Source organism: Novosphingobium sp. NBM11 (assembly GCF_015390225.1).
Lineage (GTDB): Bacteria > Pseudomonadota > Alphaproteobacteria > Sphingomonadales > Sphingomonadaceae > Novosphingobium.
In genome coordinates this window covers 4,103,854-4,122,179 of sequence record NZ_VUOG01000001.1, presented here as the reverse complement: position 1 = coordinate 4,122,179, position 18,326 = coordinate 4,103,854, and the positions used below count along the sequence as shown (strand labels likewise).

The window sequence follows — 18,326 nt, the reverse complement described above, 5'->3', positions numbered from 1 at the left end:
CGTTCCGGCATGACCGCGACTCATGATGCGATCGTGCTGGGCGCCGGCGCGGCGGGGCTGATGTGCGCGGCCACCGCCGGGCAGAACGGCCGCCGCGTGGCCTTGCTCGATCACGCGGACGAGCCTGGCCGGAAGATCCTGATTTCCGGGGGCGGGCGGTGCAACTTCACCAATATCCACACCGCGCATGACCGCTATCTTTCGCAGAATGCCCACTTCGCGCGATCGGCGCTGAGCCGCTACACCCCGTCCGACTTCATCGCGCTGGTCGACCGCTATGGCATCGCCTGGCACGAAAAGACGCTGGGGCAACTGTTCTGTGATGGTTCGGCGCGGCAGATCGTGTCCCTGCTGCTCGACGAATGCGCGGCAGGGCAGGTCGAGGTGCTGTGCGCCATGGCGGTGGGCGAGGTCAGCCATGCCGATGGCCTGTTTCGCGTGGAGGCCAGCGGACGAACCTTCACCGCGCCGGCGCTGGTGCTGGCCACGGGCGGGCCATCGATTCCCAGGATGGGCGCGACAGGCTTCGCCTATGATCTGGCGCGGCGCTTCGGGCTGAAAGTGGTGCAACCCCGCCCGGCGCTCGTGCCGCTGACGCTGGGCGGGGACGAGGCCCTGTTCCGCGATCTGTCGGGCGTTTCGGCCGATGTGACCGCGCGCGCCGGCAAAACGGCGTTCCGCGAGGCCGCGCTGTTCACGCACCGGGGCCTGTCCGGCCCCGCCATTCTCCAGATCTCGTCCTACTGGCGCCATGGCGAAGCGGTGGGTATCGATTTCCTGCCCGACCGTCCGCGCGAATGGCTGCTGGCGACCAAGCGTGAACGGCCCCGCGTGGCGCTGCGCAAGGTGCTGGCCGAAGCGCTGCCCGAGCGGCTTGCCACTGCCCTGTGCGAACGGCTAGGCGGCGGTGGCGAGCTTGGCGGCATGACCGACAAGGCCTTGCGCGCGGCCGAAGCCCGGCTTGCCGACTGGCGCTTCCACCCCAACGGCACCGAAGGCTTCGCCAAGGCCGAAGTCACCGGCGGTGGGATCGATACGGCGGGCCTTTCCTCCCGGACGATGGAGGCGCGCACGGTGCCCGGCCTCTATGCGATCGGGGAGGCGGTTGACGTCACCGGCTGGCTAGGCGGATACAATTTCCAGTGGGCCTGGGCCAGCGGCAAGGCCGCCGGTCTAGCCCTGTAGAACGGTAATTTAACCGATCGCCTAAATGCGCTTGCGCTCAGGCGCGTTCTTGATGACAAGCATGTCAATAAGAACGGTATCGGGATGGGCGTGCCATGGCTTCGGGCGAATACGATTACATAATCATCGGCGCGGGCAGCGCGGGATCGGTTCTGGCCGCGCGGCTCAGCGAAGATCCCGGCGTCCGGGTGCTGGTGCTCGAAGCGGGCGGGCGCAATACCTCTGTGCTGGTGCGGATGCCGGCCGGCGTGGGTACGCTGATCAAGCAAAAGAGCAAGTTCAACTGGGGCTTCTGGAGCGAGCCGGAACCGTTCATGGACGGCCGGCGCCTGTGGCATCCGCGCGGCAAGGGGCTGGGCGGTTCGTCCGCGATCAACGGCATGGTCTATATTCGCGGCCACGCGCGCGATTACGATCACTGGCGGCAGCTTGGGCTGGACGGCTGGTCCTATGCCGAAACGCTCCCCTACTTCAAACGCGCCGAAAACTTCGAGGATGGCGCTTCGACCTACCACGGCGAAGGCGGGCCGCTTTCGGTCAGCTGGGGCGAACGGTCCGACCATCCGCTCTATGCCGGCGTGATCCGCGCCGGGGGCGAGGCCGGGCACAAGATCACTCCCGATTTCAACGGCTTCGATCAGGAAGGTTTCGGCCGCTATCAACTGACGATCCGCGATGGGCAGCGCTGGAGCGCGGCGCGCGGCTATCTTCAGCCGATCGTGGGCCAGCGCCCCAATCTGACGGTGGTGACCGGTGCCCGTACCCACCGCATCGTCATCGAGAACGGCCGGGCGACGGGAGTGGAATACAGCCTGGGCAAAGGCAAGCCGGTGCAAACCGCGCACGCCGCGCGCGAGGTGCTGCTCTGCGCCGGGGCGTTCCAGTCGCCGCAGATCCTCAACCTCTCGGGCATCGGCGATCCCGAGGCGCTGGCCCGCCACGGCATCCGCCCGGTTCATGCGCGCAAGGGCGTGGGCGGCAACCTCCAGGATCACCTTGACGTCACGCTCAACTGGACGTGCCCGCAGCCGATCACGCTTTATAACGATACGAAGGGCCTGAAGCAGCTCAAGGTCGGCCTGCAATACCTGCTCACCGGCAAGGGGCCGGGGCGGCAGAACGGGCTGGAGGCGGGCGCCTTCCTCAAATCCCGCCTGGACCTCGACCGGCCGGACCTGCAGTTCCACTTCGTGCTCGCGATCATGCAGGACCATGCCAAGGTCGCGGTGAAGCAGGATGGCTTTACCATGCACGTCTGCCAGTTGCGGCCCGAAAGCCGGGGCACCGTCTCGCTATCCTCGGCCGATCCCTATAACGATCCGGCGATCCTCGCCAACTTCCTCTCGACCGAGGATGACCGCCGCGCGGTGCGCGAAGGCGTGCGCATGGCCCGCGCGGTGGTCGCCCAGCCCGCGCTCGAGGCGTTCCGGGGCGCCGAGTTCGCGCCGGGCGAGCAGGTGCAGACCGACGAGGAAATCGACGCCTTCATCCGCGCCAAGGGTGAGACGATCTACCACCCCGTGGGCACCTGCCGCATGGGCCTGCCCACCGATCCCCTCGCCGAGGTGGACAAGGACCTGAAGGTGATCGGCCTCGAAGGCCTGCGCGTGGTCGATGCCTCGGTCATGCCCACCCTGATCGGCGGCAACACCAACGCCCCCACGATCATGATCGCGGAAAAGATCGCCGACGTGATCCGGGGCAGGGTGCCGTTGCCACCGGAAGAGGTGCCGGTGGCGGGGTGAGGGTTGACGCCCGGCCGCATGTGGACCAGCCCCGGCGTCGGGAAGGGACCATATTGGCGCGAAAGGTCGCGTCCTTCCGCATCATCCTCGGACGGCGGCAGCGCGCCGGGCGTGCCCATGGCGATCATGTCGCCGGGGCGCAGGCGATAGCCTTGTGAGAGATAGGCAACGGTCTCGGCAACGCCGACCAGCAGGTCATCTAGACCAGAACGCTGGCGAACCACGCCGTTCAGGCGTGTCTCGAGGCAGTGCCGGGTCGGATCGCCGAACTCGTCGGGTGTTACCATCCACGGGCCATAGCTGCCCGATGCCTCGAAATTCTTGCCCAGACCGAACTGGCGGTTGTGCATCTGGTATTCGCGGACCGACCCTTCGTTGACGATCGTATAACCGGCTACATGCTCGAGCGCGCGTTCGACCGGAATATGCCGGCCGGCTTTGCCGATCACGACCCCCAGTTCGCCCTCGTAGTCAAAGGCTTTCGCGATGTTTTCCGGCGGGGCGAGGATCGGCTCGCCACTTCCGACATAGGAGGCAGCCGTGCGCAGGAAGAGATGCGGATAGTCGAGTGACGTGGTGAGACCCGTCTCGGCGATATGCGTCTTGAAGTTGAGTGCGAGTGCCCAGAACGCATTGGAGCGGCCGAGAAAAGGAAGGAGCGTGACGTCCTTCAATGGGTGACCAGGCCCGGCTGCCGCGAGCAGTCGGGCCAGCCGATCAAGCGCGCCGTCGATACCAAGCAATGCTTCGATGTCGGTCGGCAGATCGGGCGCCAGTGCCGCGATCGGATGGAAGCTGAGCCCGTCGGTCGACACGCCGAGCGCGCGACCCGTGCTGTCCTGGTAAGCGAGGAGACGCATGTTCGATCGTCCTCAGCTGCCGATGGGGCCGACCACGGCTTCGATAGCCGCAGTGATCACCGCCACATCCACCGCGGACGGCGCACCGCTCGCGCCGATAGCGCCGATGACCCGGCCATCGATCCTGATGGGCAGCGACCCGATCGCGGGCAGCATCGGGCCTCGGCAGCCTCATGGAAATCACGCGGGGCGGCAAAGCGCCGATCACGCTGCCGGGTGGCGAGGAGCGTTCGTTCCTGATCGACGGCGACGAGATCGCCTTCGGCGGCAAGGCCCGGGCCGATGGCTTCGTGCCGATCGGCTTCGGGCCTTGCCGGGCGGAAATCCTCGCTGCGGTATTCGGGGCTGAAACGGAATCCTGATACTGTCGCCCTGTCATCGACTAGCGCAGATTGGTCCGGGCAAGCTCGATGATCTCGTCGCCGCGACCGCTGATGATCGCTTTGAGCATATAAAGGCTGAAGCCCTTTGCCTGCTCGAGTTTTATCGCGGGCGGCATCGCCAGTTCCTGGGGTGCGGTTCGCACATCGACCAAAGCCGGCCCGGGATGCGCCAAGGCACGGCGCAGGGCGGGCTCGAGCGCGTCGGAATCCTCGACGCGGAGGCCCAGGACACCGCACGCCTCGGCGATCGCGGCAAAGTCCGGGTTGTGCAGCTGTACGTTCACGTCAAGGAATCCGCCCGCTTTTTGTTCCATCGCGACAAAGCCCAGCAGGCTGTTGTCGAACACGATGACCTTCACGGGCAGACCGAGTTGCGCAAGGCTCAGAAAATCGCCCATCGACATGGCGAACCCGCCGTCTCCCGAGAGAGAAATGACCTGCCGATCGGGGAAGGCGGCCTGCGCCCCCATCGCCTGGGGCAGGGCGTTGGCCATCGAGCCGTGATTGCCCGAAAAAAGCAGGCGCCGCTTCCCCGTCATCTTGAGATACCGTGCGGCCCATACGGTGGGTGTCCCGACGTCGGCCGTGATGATCGCATCGTCGGCTGCGAGATCGCTGACCAGCTTGGTGATGTATTGCGGGTGGACCGGTCGGCCGGGCTTGTCAGGGGTGGCGAGGCTATCGAGCCCCTTGCGAGCGCCGGCATAGTGTTCCAGCGATCGGGTCAGGAACGTTCTATCTTCACGACGCTCCAACCGCGGCAACAACTGGCGGACCGTTTCACCGACATCACCTACGATCCCCAAGGCAAGGGGAGCCCGCTTGCCCATTTGCGAGGGGTCCCGATCGATCTGGATGATCCTGGCGCTTTCGGGATAGAAGTTGCGGTAGGGAAAATCGGTGCCGAGCATGAGCAGCGTGTCGCAGTTTTCCATGACGTGATAGCCCGACGAAAAGCCGATCAGACCGGTCATGCCGACATCGAAAGGGTTGTCCCATTCGACATGCTCCTTGCCGCGCAGCGCATGAACGACCGGGGCACCGAGCCTGTCTGCCAGCGCGACGACTTCGTCATGAGCACCGGCGCAGCCGCTGCCGCACAGCAGCGCGGTTGCTCGCGATTCGTCGAGCAGCGCGACGAGCTGGTCGATATCCGACGGATGCGGAAGCAGCCGTGGGGGCCGTAGCACCGGGAAGACGGTCGCGGCCCCGGCGGGTGCCTCCGCGAGCGCGACGTCGCCCGGGATCACCACGACAGCGACGCCTTGCTTTCCGATCGCGGCCCGCATGGCGCGGTGAAGCACCTCCGGCATTTGCTTGGGGTTGCTGACGAGCTCCACGAAGTGGCTGCACTCTCGGAACAGCTCTTGCGGATGCGTTTCCTGAAAATAGCCCAGGCCTATCTCCGACGATGGGATATGCGCCGCGATCGCCAGCACGGGCACATGGTTGCGATGGCAGTCGAACAGCCCGTTGATGAGGTGGAGATTGCCCGGCCCGCACGACCCGGCACAAACGCCCAGCTTGCCGGTAAGGCCGGCTTCGGCGCCCGCTGCGAAGGCCGCCACCTCCTCGTGGCGCGTCATCATCCATTGAATCGTGCCCAGCCGTCGAAGGCTTTCGTTCAATCCGTTGAGGCTGTCTCCCCAGGCTGTGCAAAAACTCATTCGTCTAATCCGCCGCCACCAGCACAGCGACGCGCGTCTCACCCCGCTGGCGTCAGTCGCTCGACACCGAAGGCATTTACTGCATGGAGGATGTTGAAGGCGACAATCGAGAGAGCCGCTTCGGCCTTTACCGCTCTGAGACCTCGCGTGAGGAACCTTCCGCCGCCGGACATCCGTTTAATCGTGCCGAAGGGGTGCTCTACAGTACATCGGCGGGTCACCATCAAGCTCGGATCCGCGTAGATTCTGGCCTCCATACGATCCAGCGCCGCCTGGTCGAACAACCGATGGATGGTCCGTTGGGCGCCGGACGTGCATCGGCTCTTCAGCCGACAGTCTTTGCATGCGGACGTTCTATATCGGATCGCACGGTTGCGGGTATGTTTGCCGGATGGTCTCAACGTCTTGCCGGCGGGGCACCGGATTGTGTCGGTCCCCTCATCATACACGAACTGCGCTGGCCGGAAAAAATCGGTGCTCATGGCGCCGCGTTTGATCGGCGCCGCGACCTCAATATGGTCGCGCTCGCATTGCGCGACCGCCTGGGCGTTGGAGTAACCGCCGTCGGCCAGGACTTTGAGCTCGTTAACCTCAAGCACCTCCATCGTCGCCATCGACATTGGATGCAGGAGCTGGCTGTCGTTTGCCTCGTTGGTCACGTCGTGATGTATGATCAGGCCGCTATCTACATCGACCACGCTTTGCATGTTGTAGCAGGGTGTCTTGGGAGAACGTCCATAGCCCATCGGCCGCGCGTCGGACTCGCCAAAGACCAAAGCCGTCTCGTCGCGATCCTTCAGGATGTCCTGCCGGCGCACGAGCCTGTCCTTGCGGCGCCCGAGGGTCTCGATCGCAGTGGTGAACGCCTCCCGATGTTTGGGCTGATCGTCGAACCCCTGGGCCACTGCCTCATCTATGATGTCGAGCCGTTCAAGGTAGTAGGCGATCTCCTTTTCGGTGTGCGCAACGTCACGGGCCAGCCGGTCGGCGCCAGCGATGTTCTTTGGGCTCGCGACCGCGCGCATCTTCGTCCCGTCCAGCGCGACCAATCGACCGCTGATCAAGCCGGTTTCGCGGCAGAACTGGATGAATGCAGCGCTGGCGCCGACAATGGCTTCCGGATTGTCATGACGAAAGGAGGCGATCGTTCGGTAATCCGGGGCGAGCCGGCGCATTAGCCAAAGCGCTTCGAGGTCGCGGACACACGCTCGTTCCAATTGGCGTGAGGACCGTACCTGGTTGAGGTAGCCCCAGATGTACAGCCGGAGCATATCGCCTGGATGGTATCCAGGGCGGCCGGTGACCGCAGCGATAGCACGACCGAAGCCAAGCTCTGCCAAGTTCAAGCTGGTAACAAAAGCATCGACGACTCGGACCAATGCGTCCGGGGAAACATAGTCATCAACACAAGGAGGAAGCAGGCTGACCTGGTCTCGTGCGAGTCCCTCAATAAAACTCATGCACACCCCGGCGTGGAGGATGGGAAGATAATTGGATTCTACACTGACAGGTTCATGAGTAAAAGCTTGTTCTTGGCTTTGAACATCTGCGCTAGGTGGCGTAATAACTCATTACAGATGTTGCGGGCTTCCGAGAAGGATGAGGTCAGAATCGCCGGGTTCTCCGTTACGTCGAAGCAGTGGCCGCTTGCGCATCGAGCTGCCACCCGTAGCTTTTGGAATCCGGTACGAGATCGGCGATGGTGAACTGATCGAGGTGTCGCGCGAAAGCTTCCAGCGCGCCTGCCAAGGCATGGCGCAAGCCGCATGCGGGCGTCACGACGCAGCTGTTGGTCGCCGCGTCGAAGCATTCCACGAAGGTCCCGGTGTCTTCCATGGCGCGCATGATCGAACCGACGTTCAGGGCATTGGCGGGCCGCGCCAGCTTGAGGCCGCCGCTCCGACCGCGCACGCCCTCGACAAATCCTTCCGCAGCCAGTCGCTGCGCCACCTTCATCAGATGGTTCTTCGAGATGCCATAAGCGTGTGCGATCTCGGCGATCGAATGATGGCCGTCCTTCACGGCCAGGAACATCAGTGTGCGAAGGGCATAGTCGGTCTGGACGGACAATCTCATAAAAGATGGATATCATATATTGGTTTTATCCGCCAACGCGCGTAAACCATGCATAGGAATACATCTTAATCGAGTCGAGGCAGGCAATGACGTCGAACCATGCCGAGCAGGCGCGGGCGCGCAAGATGGCGGACGCGCTCGCCTGCGGAATCGATGATGCTTTCATCTCGCAACTCGTGGAGCGGTTCTACAGCACCGTCCGCCAGGACGACATGCTCGGCCCGATCTTTGCGGAACGGATCGGCGACTGGCCGCATCATCTGGCGCGGATGAAGGATTTCTGGGCCTCGGTCATGCTCGAATCCGGGCGCTTCAGCGGCAATCCGATGCGCAAGCACATCGCGATCGGCGGGCTCGATGAGGCGCATTTCGCGCGCTGGCAGTCGCTCTGGAACCAGACGCTTGACCGGATCGCGCCGAACGCCGCGGTCGCGGATCGGTTTCGCGAAGCGGCACTGCGCATTGGCGAGAGCTTGCTGACCGGCATCAAGATCGACCGCGGCGGCCTGGCGGCCATTTCCGCGAGGGCCTCGTCATGACGCCCGCCCCCTATGGCGCCTCGCCGATCTTCGATGAGCAAAGCCTGCCTGATGCCCTACGCAACGATCATCGCACCAAGGCGGGCACCTGGGGATTGCTGCGGGTGCTGGACGGCGAAGTGCGGCTCATTTTCGTCGATCCGCCGAGCGAGCAGCTTGTGACGCCCGACAGGCCCGCGATCATCCCGCCGCAAGCAACCCATCATGTCGTTCCGCTCGGCCCCATGACGATGCAGGTCGAGTTCTACCGGGAACGCCCGTTCCTTGGCGAAGACGCCGGCCGTGGATGACTTCGCCCTTGCTCGCGCGGTGCATGTCATCGCGGTCCTGTTCTGGATAGGCGGCGTCGGCTTCGTCACCCGGGTGCTGATGCCGACGCTGAGGACAACGGAACTGCCTCAGGACCGCCTGCGCCGTTTTCAGCAGATGGAGGCGCGCTTTGCCTGGCAGGCGCGCCTGTGGGTGTTGCTTGCCGGCGCAAGCGGCCTGTGGCTGGTGGTGCGCGCCGATCTGTGGAGCCGTTTCCTCGACGCCCGGTTCTGGTGGATGCACCTGATGGTGGCGCTTTGGGTCGTTTTTGCGCTAATGTTGTTCGTCATCGAGCCACTGCATCTGCACCGCCGACTTGCAGATTCAAAGTCACCGGAGGCGGATTTCGCTCGAATGACGCGACTGCATCAACTATTACTCATCATCAGCATCACAACTATTCTTGGAGCGGTCGGCGGTAGCCACGGGCTATTCTGAATGGAGGGGTTGGAGCATGACGAGCTATCAAACGACATTCAGCATCAAACGGTTGTGGATCATCCTGTCGGTCGGCATGGTGGTCATGTTCGGCATCCTGCTGCTGCTCGGCCAGCAGATCTACCAGCAGGCGCCGCCCATTCCCGAAGCCGTGAAATCCCAAAGCGGCGAAACCTTGTTCACGCGCGCCGACATCGAGACCGGCCAGAATATCTGGCAGTCGATCGGCGGCATGCAACAGGGCTCGATCTGGGGCCATGGCAGCTATCTGGCGCCCGACTGGAGCGCCGATTGGCTGCACCGGGAGGCGGAGGCATTGCTCGCCCTATCGACTTCGCCGGTACCTGAGGGGGTATCCGCGACGCAAGCGGAGGCGATGCGAAAGGCCGCGCTGCAGGAGGAAATGCGCAGGAACACCTATGACCCCGCATCCGGCGTCATAACGGTCAGCGACGCGCGCGCGCGCGCGATCAGGCAGGTGCAGCAGCACTTCGTCAGCCTGTACGATGGCGGCGACCCCGCCTCGCTCCAGCTCCGCCGCGACTATGCCTTTCCGGTCTATGGCGAGCTGTCGGAAGCGGAAGCCCGGCAGCTTGCCGCCTTTTATTTCTGGACGGCATGGGGCGCGACCACGAACCGTCCGGGCCAGACCATTACCTATACCAGCAACTGGCCGCACGAACCCCTGGTGGGCAACAGCCCGACCACCGGTACATTGTTGTGGAGCCTTGCGTCTGTCATCCTGCTGCTTGCCGCAGCCGGGGCGCTGATCGCTTATTATGCCAAGCAGTTTGACGTCTGGCGCGGCGACATCCTGCCCGAGGATGGCATGGCGACCTCCGACCTACTGGGGCAGGCGGTCATCACGCCGTCGATGCGGGCCACGGCGAAATATTTCTGGGTCGTCTGCGCGCTCTTCGTGACGCAGGTGCTGCTCGGCATCGTCACCGCCCATTATGCGGTCGAGGGGCAAGGGCTCTACGGCCTGCCCTTCGCCGAATATCTTCCCTACACGATCACCCGCACATGGCACACGCAGCTCGCGGTGCTGTGGATCGCCACGGCGTGGCTGGCGACCGGGCTCTATGTCGCGCCGATGCTCGGGGGACGCGACCCCAAATTCCAGCGGCTCGGCGTCAACTTTCTGTTCGTCAGCCTTCTGGTCATCGTCATCGGCTCGTTCGCCGGGCAATGGGCGGCGGTCCATCGCTTCTTCACCAACCTGACGGCGAATTTCTGGTTCGGGCACCAGGGCTATGAGTATGTCGACCTAGGCCGTTTCTGGCAGATCTACCTCCTGATCGGCCTGTTCCTGTGGGTGGCATTGGTGGTGCGCGCACTCCGGCCCGTGCTGCGCCGGGAGGGCGGCAAGTCTCTCATCTATCTCGTGCTGGTGTCGGCGCTCGCCATCGGGCTGCTGTATGGCGCCGGGCTGATGTGGGGCCAGCATACGAACATCGCCATCATGGAATATTGGCGCTGGTGGGTTGTGCACCTGTGGGTGGAAGGCATTTTCGAGGTCTTCGCGACCGCCATCATCTCGCTGCTGTTCGTGCAGATGGGGATCCTGCGAACCTCCACCGCCACCGTGATGGTGCTGTTCGCGACGATCATCTTCCTGTTCGGCGGGGTGCTCGGGACCTTCCATCACCTGTATTTCAGTGGGACGCCGACGTCGGTGATTGCGGTCGGCGCGATGATCTCGGCGCTGGAAGTGGTGCCGTTGCTGGTGGTCGGCTTCGAGGCCTATACGCGCCACAAGGTCGAGCATGAGGCCGAGTGGGAACGAATCTACCACTGGCCGTTCATGTTTTTCGCCGCCGTCCTGTTCTGGAATCTGGTCGGCGCCGGGCTGTTCGGCTTCCTCATCAACCCGCCGATCGCGCTCTATTATATGCAGGGGCTGAACACGACGGCCAACCATGGCCACGCCGCGCTGTTCGGCGTCTATGGCATGCTCGGCCTTGGCCTGACGCTCTATTGCATGCGTGGACTGACCGACGTCACGCGGTGGAACCAGAAATGGATCAGGATTTCCTTCTGGTCGCTCAATATCGGCCTTGGCATGATGACGTTCCTGTCGCTGCTCCCGCAGGGCATCCTGCAGACCTACGCCAGCATCGAGCACGGCTATGCCTATGCGCGCTCGGCGGAGTTTATCCATAGCCCGATCATGCAGGCGCTGGTCTGGGCAAGGGTGCCCGGCGACATCGTGTTCGCATTCGGTGTCTTTGCGTTCGCATGGTTCATGGTTCAGGCGTTCATGCACGGCAGGAAGCCGACTCCAGAAACGGCGGCCATTCCAAAGCCGGCGCTTTAGATCCGCCACTCCGCTTCCCGGCTGTACCCCGGTTTTCAACGGACGGCCGGCTAATTTCGGGCGTTGGTCGCTCCCGGCCAACACCATTTGTCCGTGAAACGGCTTCAGGATCGCCGGACAGGCTTGCCTGATCCGTGGGTTTTAGCACACCCTGTCCCGTGACCCCCAAATTCTCTCGACGCCGGCGTCGGCGAGCGTGGCGGCGACCAGATCTGCGATCGTCTGTTTGGACATGAGGGTATTCTCCGTAACCTACCGGGATTGATGCGCCAGCCTCAGGGTATTCGGCAAGCGCCTGCGAAAAATCGATTATTCAGCGGCGAAGCGATCCGATGGATAGCCGCACTTCCGGCCGTCAGGCTTGCACAGGATGGATGCCAATGGGATCATTTATCCATTAGTTGCCGAGTGTGATCGGCTGATCACGCCTTTGCAACAAGTCCCAAGACCACGCGGACGGGCTTTGCAGCGAGGACTACCCGTCCAAAAATCAGCGCAATTCGACAAGATGGATCGGGGGCGACGCCGATAGCTTGGCGCTCTATCGTTTGCGGGCAGTCTGGGCTCAAGGGCGGATCCCATGACGGAGATCGCGAGCCTGGCGCAGAACCCTCACGCAATTCGCCGCCAAGAAGGGAGCGTTGCATTGACCGAGATACCAACCGTCCAGGCAATTGCGATTGGCATCAACGCCAGCGGTATGCGCGAGGAATTCGACAGCATGGGCACGGTCAGCGTCGCTGCCGATCGCTATTGGGGCGCGCAGACAGAACGGTCTCTTCACCACTTCAACATTGGCGGCGACCGCATGCCCAAGGACGTTTACCACGCCTACGGCTATGTAAAAAAAGCCTGCGCGCTGGTGAATTCAGCCGCCGGCCGCCTGCCTGACTGGAAACGCGACGCGATCGTACAGGCGGCGGACGAGGCGATCGCCGGCAAACTCGACGAGCATTTCCCGCTTTACGTGTGGCAGACCGGTTCCGGCACCCAGTCGAACATGAACGTCAACGAGGTGCTGTCGAACCGGGCAATCCAGTTGCTCGGCGGCACGCTGGGCAGCCAGCATCCGGTTGGGCCAAACGACGACGTCAATATGGGTCAGTCGTCCAACGACACCTTCCCCACCGCGATGCACATCGCGACCGTCCTCGCGATCGACGCCGAACTGCTGCCTGCCGTTACCCGGTTGGCCGAGGTGATCGAGCGCAAGGCCGATGGCTGGATCGACATTGTCAAGATCGGCCGCACCCATCTGGAAGACGCTGTACCGCTGACAGTCGGCCAGGAATGGCACGGCTGGGCCGGGCAGATCCGCGCCTGCATCGCCGCGATCGAGGAAAGCCGCGCCGGGCTTTATGAACTGGCGGTGGGCGGTACAGCGGTCGGCACCGGGCTCAACGCGCCGGCCGGCTTCTCCCAGGAGGTCGCGGCGACGATCGCCGCGCTTACGGGCAAGCCGTTCATCACGGCGCCCAACAAGTTCACCGCGCAGGGTTCGCTTGACGCGATGGTGAGGGCCTCCGCGGGGCTGCGCGGCCTGGCTGTCGCGCTGATGAAGATCGCCAACGACATGCGCTGGCTCGCCTCCGGTCCACGCTGCGGCTTTGGCGAATTGAAGCTGCCCGACAACGAGCCCGGCTCGTCGATCATGCCGGGCAAGGTCAACCCGACCCAGTGTGAGGCTATGGTCATGATCGCCATCCAGGTTCTTGGCAACGATAGCGCCGTCGCCTTCGCCGGCAGCCAGGGGAATTTCGAGCTCAACGCGATGCGGCCGGTGATCATCAACAACGTGTTGCACTCGATTCACATCCTCGCCGATGGGTGCGACCGGTTCCGGGAGTTCTCGGTCGAGGGGACCGAAATCCTGCGCGACAAGATCCAGTCCTACGTCGAGGGCAGCGTGATGCTGGTCACCGCGCTGTCGCCGGTGATCGGATACCAGAATGCCGCGCATATCGCCGAAAAGGCGATCGCCGACGGCACCACGCTGCGCGCAGCCGCGCTCGCTTCCGGCAAGGTGGACGCAGCGCTTTTCGACAACACCATCCGCCCGCTCGACATGGTCGGCCACGGTCTGGCGGGCGCCTGAATGAGACGATCCAATGGTATGCCGCATCCGCATATGGGCTGGCCTGAATAGCGATGCCTGACACAAACCGCCTCGATGCTGCCGCCCACGTGTTGTTGCTCCTCGCGCGCCTGCTGCTGGAAGCAGGAGCGGACAGCGAGCATGTCCGCCGGCGCGTCGAGGCGCTTGCCGAACGGCAGGATTTCGCAGCCGAGTTGTTTCTCGGCAGCGAACGCCTGCTGCTGATGTTGGGAAACGATCAAGTCTATCGTACCCGCATTGGCCACGCGTTGGGCGTGATGGGGATTGACGCCGGTCGCCTCGTCGCGCTGGAGGAGGTCGCGACCGCGATTGAAGCGGGCACGCTGGAACTCGAAGCGGCCGCTGCCCGCCTTAGCGTGATCGCCAAAGCCCGGCCCGCTTATCCGGGGTGGCTGACGATACTGGCGGTGGCAGGCACGGCGGCGGCGCTCGCCCGCCTTTTTAGCGCCACCTTGCCGGTCGTCGGCGCGGCTTTCCTTGCCGGCGCAGTCAGTACCGTGCTGCGGCGCGTGTTACCCCGGTTACGTGTCGGGCCTGCCGCCGCAGCGGGAATAACGGCGACCATTAGTGGCATGACCGCTGTGCTCGCGTCGCGCCCGAGTGGCGCGGACCCTACGCTCGCTCTGGTTGCGGCAGGCATGATTCTGGTCCCGGGAGTTCCTCTGATCAACGGCGTGCGCGATCTGATGCAGGGGCACGCCGCGATCGGGCTGGCCCGGATCGCCAATGGCGCCATCACCGTTATCGCGATAGCCGCGGGGCTGGCCGCCACGAGTCTGGCGGTGGGCGTGCATCTTCCGGTCACGCTGAACACGCCGAATCTCGGGCTGGCATGGGACCTGCTGTTCTCCAGCATCGCCGCTTTCGGCTTCGCGATCCTGTTCGGAGCACCGCGCGGGGCGGTTCCGACGATTATGCTAACCGGCGCTCTCGCCCATGGATTGCGCACGGCGCTGATGATGCTGGGCAGCGACATCGCCATCGCGACCCTGGCTGGCGCCACTCTTGCCGGTGTCCTCGCACGGCTGGTCGGGCGCCGGCTTGGCACCCCCTCTTCGGCGCTGGCCTTTCCCAGCGTTGTCGCGATGGTGCCGGGCTCCTATGCCTTTCGCGGGCTGATCGGCGCACTGGATATCATGCTCGCAGGACCTGCCGCTCCCGCCGCATTGCTGGCGGCCAGCGCCGCTGCGCTGATCTCCGCGTTCGTGTTGACCGTCAGCATCGGCATCGGCCTGTTGCTGTCTTCGGCGCTCAATCCCGCGATCTTTGGGCTTGGAAATCGGCCTGCCAGGGACCGGATGAGCCCACCGCGTTGATCGACGCATCCCGGCTGCCGCGCGGTGTTCGTTGCGTGCCCATTGTCGTTCGCTGCAAGATAGGGTTGGTGATTGTCAGCGGAGCGGGATATTGTCGCCGATGATCTCTTTGCGCCCGGTGTTTGATCTGCCTGCAAGCCGTTTTCGGCTGGCCTTCTTGGCCTTGCTGTTCGGGATGATGATCGTTACCCCCCGCGCCGGACAGGCGCTCGATTTTACCGTGCCGACCACCGAGATGCGGCATGTGAAATGGTCGATCGCCGAAGGCGCTCCCGCCAATGTTGTTGCCATCGCGCAGACCCCTGACGGTTTCATCTGGCTGGGCACGGCAACCGGCCTGTATCGCTTCGACGGAGTCCGGTTCGAGCATATCGAAGCGCAGGAAGGCGATCCCGCGCGATCGTTGCAGGTTACCGCCTTGCTGGCCGCCCGCGACGGTGACCTGTGGGTCGGCTATGACTACGGCGGCGTGGCGGTCTATCGGCATGGCAGGCTGCAGGGGCGCAATGCAGGAACGCCGCGGGGCTCGGTGGTCGCGATCGTGCAAAGTTCGGACGGGGCGATCTGGGTCGCCTCCGAAAGTTCGAACAGCCAGCGCCTGCGATACTACAAGGCAGGCAAGTGGCATGTGTTCAACTCGGGCGTGGATCTTCCAGACGAGCACACCCAGGATATGATCGCCGACCGCGATGGCACTATCATCATCGCGCTGAGCGACTCGATCCACCGCTTTGATCCCGCGGCGGGCCGCTTTGTCCGGCTGAACGCCCGCGGAGGTGTCTCCGTCGGTTTGGGCAAGGACAGATCCGGAAACATCTGGATCATCGACAACGACAGCCTGCGGCGTCTTGACGGCCGGGGAGGCGCCATGAGGCTCACCCCCGGAACGACGGGGTACATTGGGCGCAGACTGCTGTTCGACCGCGATGGCCGGCTCTGGGTGACGGGGCAGGAGCGGGGAATCATCCGGTTGCTACCCGAAACGTTGCAACGCCTGGAGCGCGGAGACACATCGAGGCCGACCGTGCAAGTCCTCCGGGACGTGCTCGGTCCGCTGTCATTGGCTCCCTTCCAGGATCGCGAAGGCAACGTCTGGGTCGGCAGCCCGAACGGGCTTGACCGGTTTTCGGCAATCGACGTCCACCTCGTGTCCAGCTTCCCGACGACGAATACCGGATTTGTCCCGATCGGGCGCGAAGGCACCTTTCTGTTCGGCACGCCCAAAGGGCTGTACCGCATCCACGGAAATCCGATCCGGACAGAAATGGTGGCGCCCAACTGGGGCATCATCTTCAACATATGCAGCGACCATTAAGGCAATGTTCTTGTCGTCAGCTCGAAAGGCCTGATGCTGATTTCGCGGCATGGCATATCCAGAACGCTCTTCGCGCCCGAGGGAGCGACGCCCACGGCCTGCGTATCCGAAGGCAATGGTGACTGGCTCATATCGGCCTACGGTACGTATCGCTTGCATGCGGGAAAGGTCAGCGAGGTCGCGGACAGCACGGAAGCGCTCGGTCATGCGATGCTCATGCGGAATCTGGGAGGGAGCGATATCCTGTCCTATCAGGCGTTGAGCGCGCTCACGGTACGCCGGCAGGGGCGCATATCGAAAATCTGGCAGGGGCGGAACATCCCGGTCGGTTTCATCAAGACCGTCGTGCCGATTCCCGGCGGGATGCTGATCGGGGGAGAGCATGGCCTTGCCCGATATGACGGCGCCCGGTTCGCCACGATCGACGATCGGGCGCATCCCTTTCTGGCCAACGTCACCGGCATCCTGCCACGCGCCGATGGATCGACCTGGCTGATTACCGGCCAAGGCATCGCAAAAGTGCGTTCCGCCGATCTCGACGCCGCCTTTCTCAATCCGGCCCAACGCCTTACGGCCTTCGTCTATGGCCGCGACCAGGGGTTGCGCGCGCGGTCCAACTGGTACGACATGAACGATATCGTCGAGGATCGTGATGGTCTGTTGTGGCTGGCGACGAACCGCGGTCTGGCGTGGATCGATCCACGCAAGCTTGTCCATAACTCGATCCCGCCGCCCGTGGTCATTCGCAACATGGTCGCGGACGATCGTGTCATCGCGCTGGAAAGCGGTGCCGACGGCACGAGCCAGTCTCTTCCCCCGGGGACCGATCGGATCACGATCGATTACACCGCCTTGAGCTTCACCGATCCAGCGGCAAACAAGTTCCGCTATCGCCTTGTCGGCTTCGACCAGGAATGGGTCGACGCCGGTGAGCGGCGGCAGGCCAATTACGGCAACCTCGCCCCGGGCACATACCGTTTCCAGGTGATCGCGGCGAACGGCGATGGCGTGTGGAACGAGCAAGGGGCGGCGCTCGACTTCTACATCAAGCCTTATTTCTATCAGACATGGTGGTTTCGCGCGCTGTTGGTGACGGCGTTGTTCCTGTTCGTGATCGTGCTCGTACGCTGGCGTTCCCGCGCCGCCGCAGACCGGACCCGGCGCCGCGTTGAGGTCCAGGTAGAGGAGCGGGAACGCATCGCGCGGGAGCTTCACGACACACTGCTGCAAGGGCAGCAAGGTCTCATGATGCGCTTCCAGGCAGTGGCGGAGATCACGCCCTCAAACACGGCCGCGCGCGGCATGCTTGAGCGGGCGCTGGAGCGCGGCGACGACCTCATGATCGCAAGTCGCGAACGGGTTCTCGATTTGCGGGCATCAGATCCGGGTAGTCTCGAAAGTCGTATGGCTTCCCTGGCCGAAGATCGCGCCGACCTGCGCATCAGTGGCTATCGGCGCCCCATATGCGCGCCGGTGGCCGATGAAATCCTCGCGATCGTCGGCGAAGCGATCGCCAATGCCGAGCAGCATGCAAAGGCCACCCATATCGCGGTCGAACTGCGGTACCGGGTGCTCGCGCTTGACATTTTCGTCGGTGACAACGGCGTCGGCATCGCTCCCGCCATCCTCGCGTCGGGCGGGCGTCGGGGCCATTACGGCTTGCAGGGCATGTCGGAGCGGGCAGGCCGCATCGGCGGGAAGCTGTGGTTCACCGCCAATGGAACAAACGGAACCCAGGTCCATCTGCGCGTTCCCGCACGGGTCGCTTATCAAACGCAGTGGGACTGGTTCCGGAAACGGGGTCTGCGGGATGGCTCCTCCCGAAGTGGCGGCGAAAGATCGTGAGCGGTGAAGCAACGGCGATGGCTCAACGCCGTCATCGGCACCACCCTTTACGTCCGGCGTGACCATTTCTAAAGCAGCGTATATGACCAGCCCCGGCCTCGGCGCCTGATCGGCATCCCTGGCAATCGGCAAGGCGCAGGCGAGCACGGCTTCGATAGTATCGTATAGCGCCGCCATCGATCTGGGACAGTAGGGCGAGCCTCGCCGAATCG

At 63.8% G+C, this 18,326-nt stretch carries 14 protein-coding genes and 2 pseudogenes; 11 read left to right on the top strand and 5 right to left on the bottom strand.

The genetic code is table 11. From position 1 onward, the window contains the following. The first annotated feature begins 9 nt into the window (after positions 1 to 9). On the top strand, positions 10 to 1,185 hold the full coding sequence (locus F1640_RS19960; RefSeq protein WP_194920963.1) for an NAD(P)/FAD-dependent oxidoreductase: 1,176 nt from the start codon (positions 10 to 12) through the stop codon (positions 1,183 to 1,185). A 95-nt stretch (positions 1,186 to 1,280) separates the two neighbouring features. Beyond that, entirely contained in the window at positions 1,281 to 2,930 is a 1,650-nt protein-coding gene (locus F1640_RS19955; RefSeq protein WP_194920962.1) for a choline dehydrogenase, read from the top strand. Positions 2,931 to 3,043: 113 nt separating this feature from the next. On the opposite strand, the pseudogene F1640_RS19950 reads toward F1640_RS19955, so the two are convergent. Together F1640_RS19950 and F1640_RS19945 are read right to left on the bottom strand one after the other, a co-directional pair. Further along, positions 3,044 to 3,790, bottom strand: a pseudogene (locus tag F1640_RS19950) (fumarylacetoacetate hydrolase family protein); the annotation flags it as partial. A gap of 12 nt (positions 3,791 to 3,802) precedes the next feature. Further along, positions 3,803 to 3,946, bottom strand: a complete 144-nt coding sequence (locus F1640_RS19945) for a heme-binding protein (protein ID WP_255530421.1) — start codon at positions 3,944 to 3,946, stop codon at positions 3,803 to 3,805. Between the two features lie 2 nt (positions 3,947 to 3,948). Between F1640_RS19945 and F1640_RS19940 the strand changes: the two are divergent. Then, positions 3,949 to 4,152, top strand: a pseudogene (locus tag F1640_RS19940) (fumarylacetoacetase); the annotation flags it as partial. A 20-nt stretch (positions 4,153 to 4,172) separates the two neighbouring features. On the opposite strand, the gene poxB reads toward F1640_RS19940, so the two are convergent. From poxB to F1640_RS19925, 3 genes are all read right to left on the bottom strand, one after another. Further along, a complete protein-coding gene (gene poxB, locus F1640_RS19935; RefSeq protein WP_309229308.1) occupies positions 4,173 to 5,882 on the bottom strand; it encodes a ubiquinone-dependent pyruvate dehydrogenase in 1,710 nt (569 codons plus the stop codon). Next, positions 5,879 to 7,300 carry an IS1182 family transposase gene (locus F1640_RS19930; protein WP_065846905.1) on the bottom strand — a complete coding sequence of 474 codons (1,422 nt, stop codon included), beginning with the start codon at positions 7,298 to 7,300 and terminating at the stop codon, positions 5,879 to 5,881. The genes poxB and F1640_RS19930 overlap by 4 nt, the downstream gene beginning before the upstream one ends. A 166-nt stretch (positions 7,301 to 7,466) precedes the next feature. Beyond that, positions 7,467 to 7,916 (bottom strand): Rrf2 family transcriptional regulator, encoded by a 450-nt coding sequence (locus F1640_RS19925; protein ID WP_065846908.1) that lies wholly within the window; start codon positions 7,914 to 7,916, stop codon positions 7,467 to 7,469. An 86-nt stretch (positions 7,917 to 8,002) separates the two neighbouring features. Here F1640_RS19925 and F1640_RS19920 point away from each other — a divergent pair, with 86 nt between their 5' ends. The 8 genes from F1640_RS19920 (at position 8,003) to F1640_RS19885 (ending at position 18,114) form a co-directional block, all read left to right on the top strand. Continuing rightward, positions 8,003 to 8,455 (top strand): group III truncated hemoglobin, encoded by a 453-nt coding sequence (locus F1640_RS19920; protein ID WP_010335698.1) that lies wholly within the window; start codon positions 8,003 to 8,005, stop codon positions 8,453 to 8,455. Further along, complete coding sequence (locus F1640_RS19915; protein ID WP_010335699.1) at positions 8,452 to 8,745, top strand: DUF1971 domain-containing protein; 294 nt, start codon at positions 8,452 to 8,454, stop codon at positions 8,743 to 8,745. Before F1640_RS19920 ends, F1640_RS19915 begins: the two co-directional genes overlap by 4 nt. Continuing rightward, on the top strand, positions 8,738 to 9,202 hold the full coding sequence (locus F1640_RS19910; RefSeq protein WP_194921279.1) for a hypothetical protein: 465 nt from the start codon (positions 8,738 to 8,740) through the stop codon (positions 9,200 to 9,202). Before F1640_RS19915 ends, F1640_RS19910 begins: the two co-directional genes overlap by 8 nt. Positions 9,203 to 9,218: 16 nt before the next feature. Beyond that, positions 9,219 to 11,522 carry a nitric-oxide reductase large subunit gene (locus F1640_RS19905; RefSeq protein WP_194918777.1) on the top strand — a complete coding sequence of 768 codons (2,304 nt, stop codon included), beginning with the start codon at positions 9,219 to 9,221 and terminating at the stop codon, positions 11,520 to 11,522. A 700-nt stretch (positions 11,523 to 12,222) separates the two neighbouring features. Further along, a complete protein-coding gene (gene fumC, locus F1640_RS19900) occupies positions 12,223 to 13,617 on the top strand; it encodes a class II fumarate hydratase (RefSeq protein WP_206694906.1) in 1,395 nt (464 codons plus the stop codon). 95 nt (positions 13,618 to 13,712) lie between these two features. Beyond that, a complete protein-coding gene (locus F1640_RS19895) occupies positions 13,713 to 14,954 on the top strand; it encodes a threonine/serine exporter ThrE family protein (RefSeq protein WP_206694721.1) in 1,242 nt (413 codons plus the stop codon). 100 nt (positions 14,955 to 15,054) lie between these two features. Next, positions 15,055 to 16,269 carry a two-component regulator propeller domain-containing protein gene (locus F1640_RS19890; RefSeq protein ID WP_194920949.1) on the top strand — a complete coding sequence of 405 codons (1,215 nt, stop codon included), beginning with the start codon at positions 15,055 to 15,057 and terminating at the stop codon, positions 16,267 to 16,269. Positions 16,270 to 16,788: 519 nt separating this feature from the next. Continuing rightward, positions 16,789 to 18,114: a triple tyrosine motif-containing protein gene (locus F1640_RS19885; RefSeq protein WP_194920947.1), complete on the top strand. Its 1,326-nt coding sequence runs from the start codon at positions 16,789 to 16,791 to the stop codon at positions 18,112 to 18,114. Positions 18,115 to 18,326: the final 212 nt, after the last annotated feature.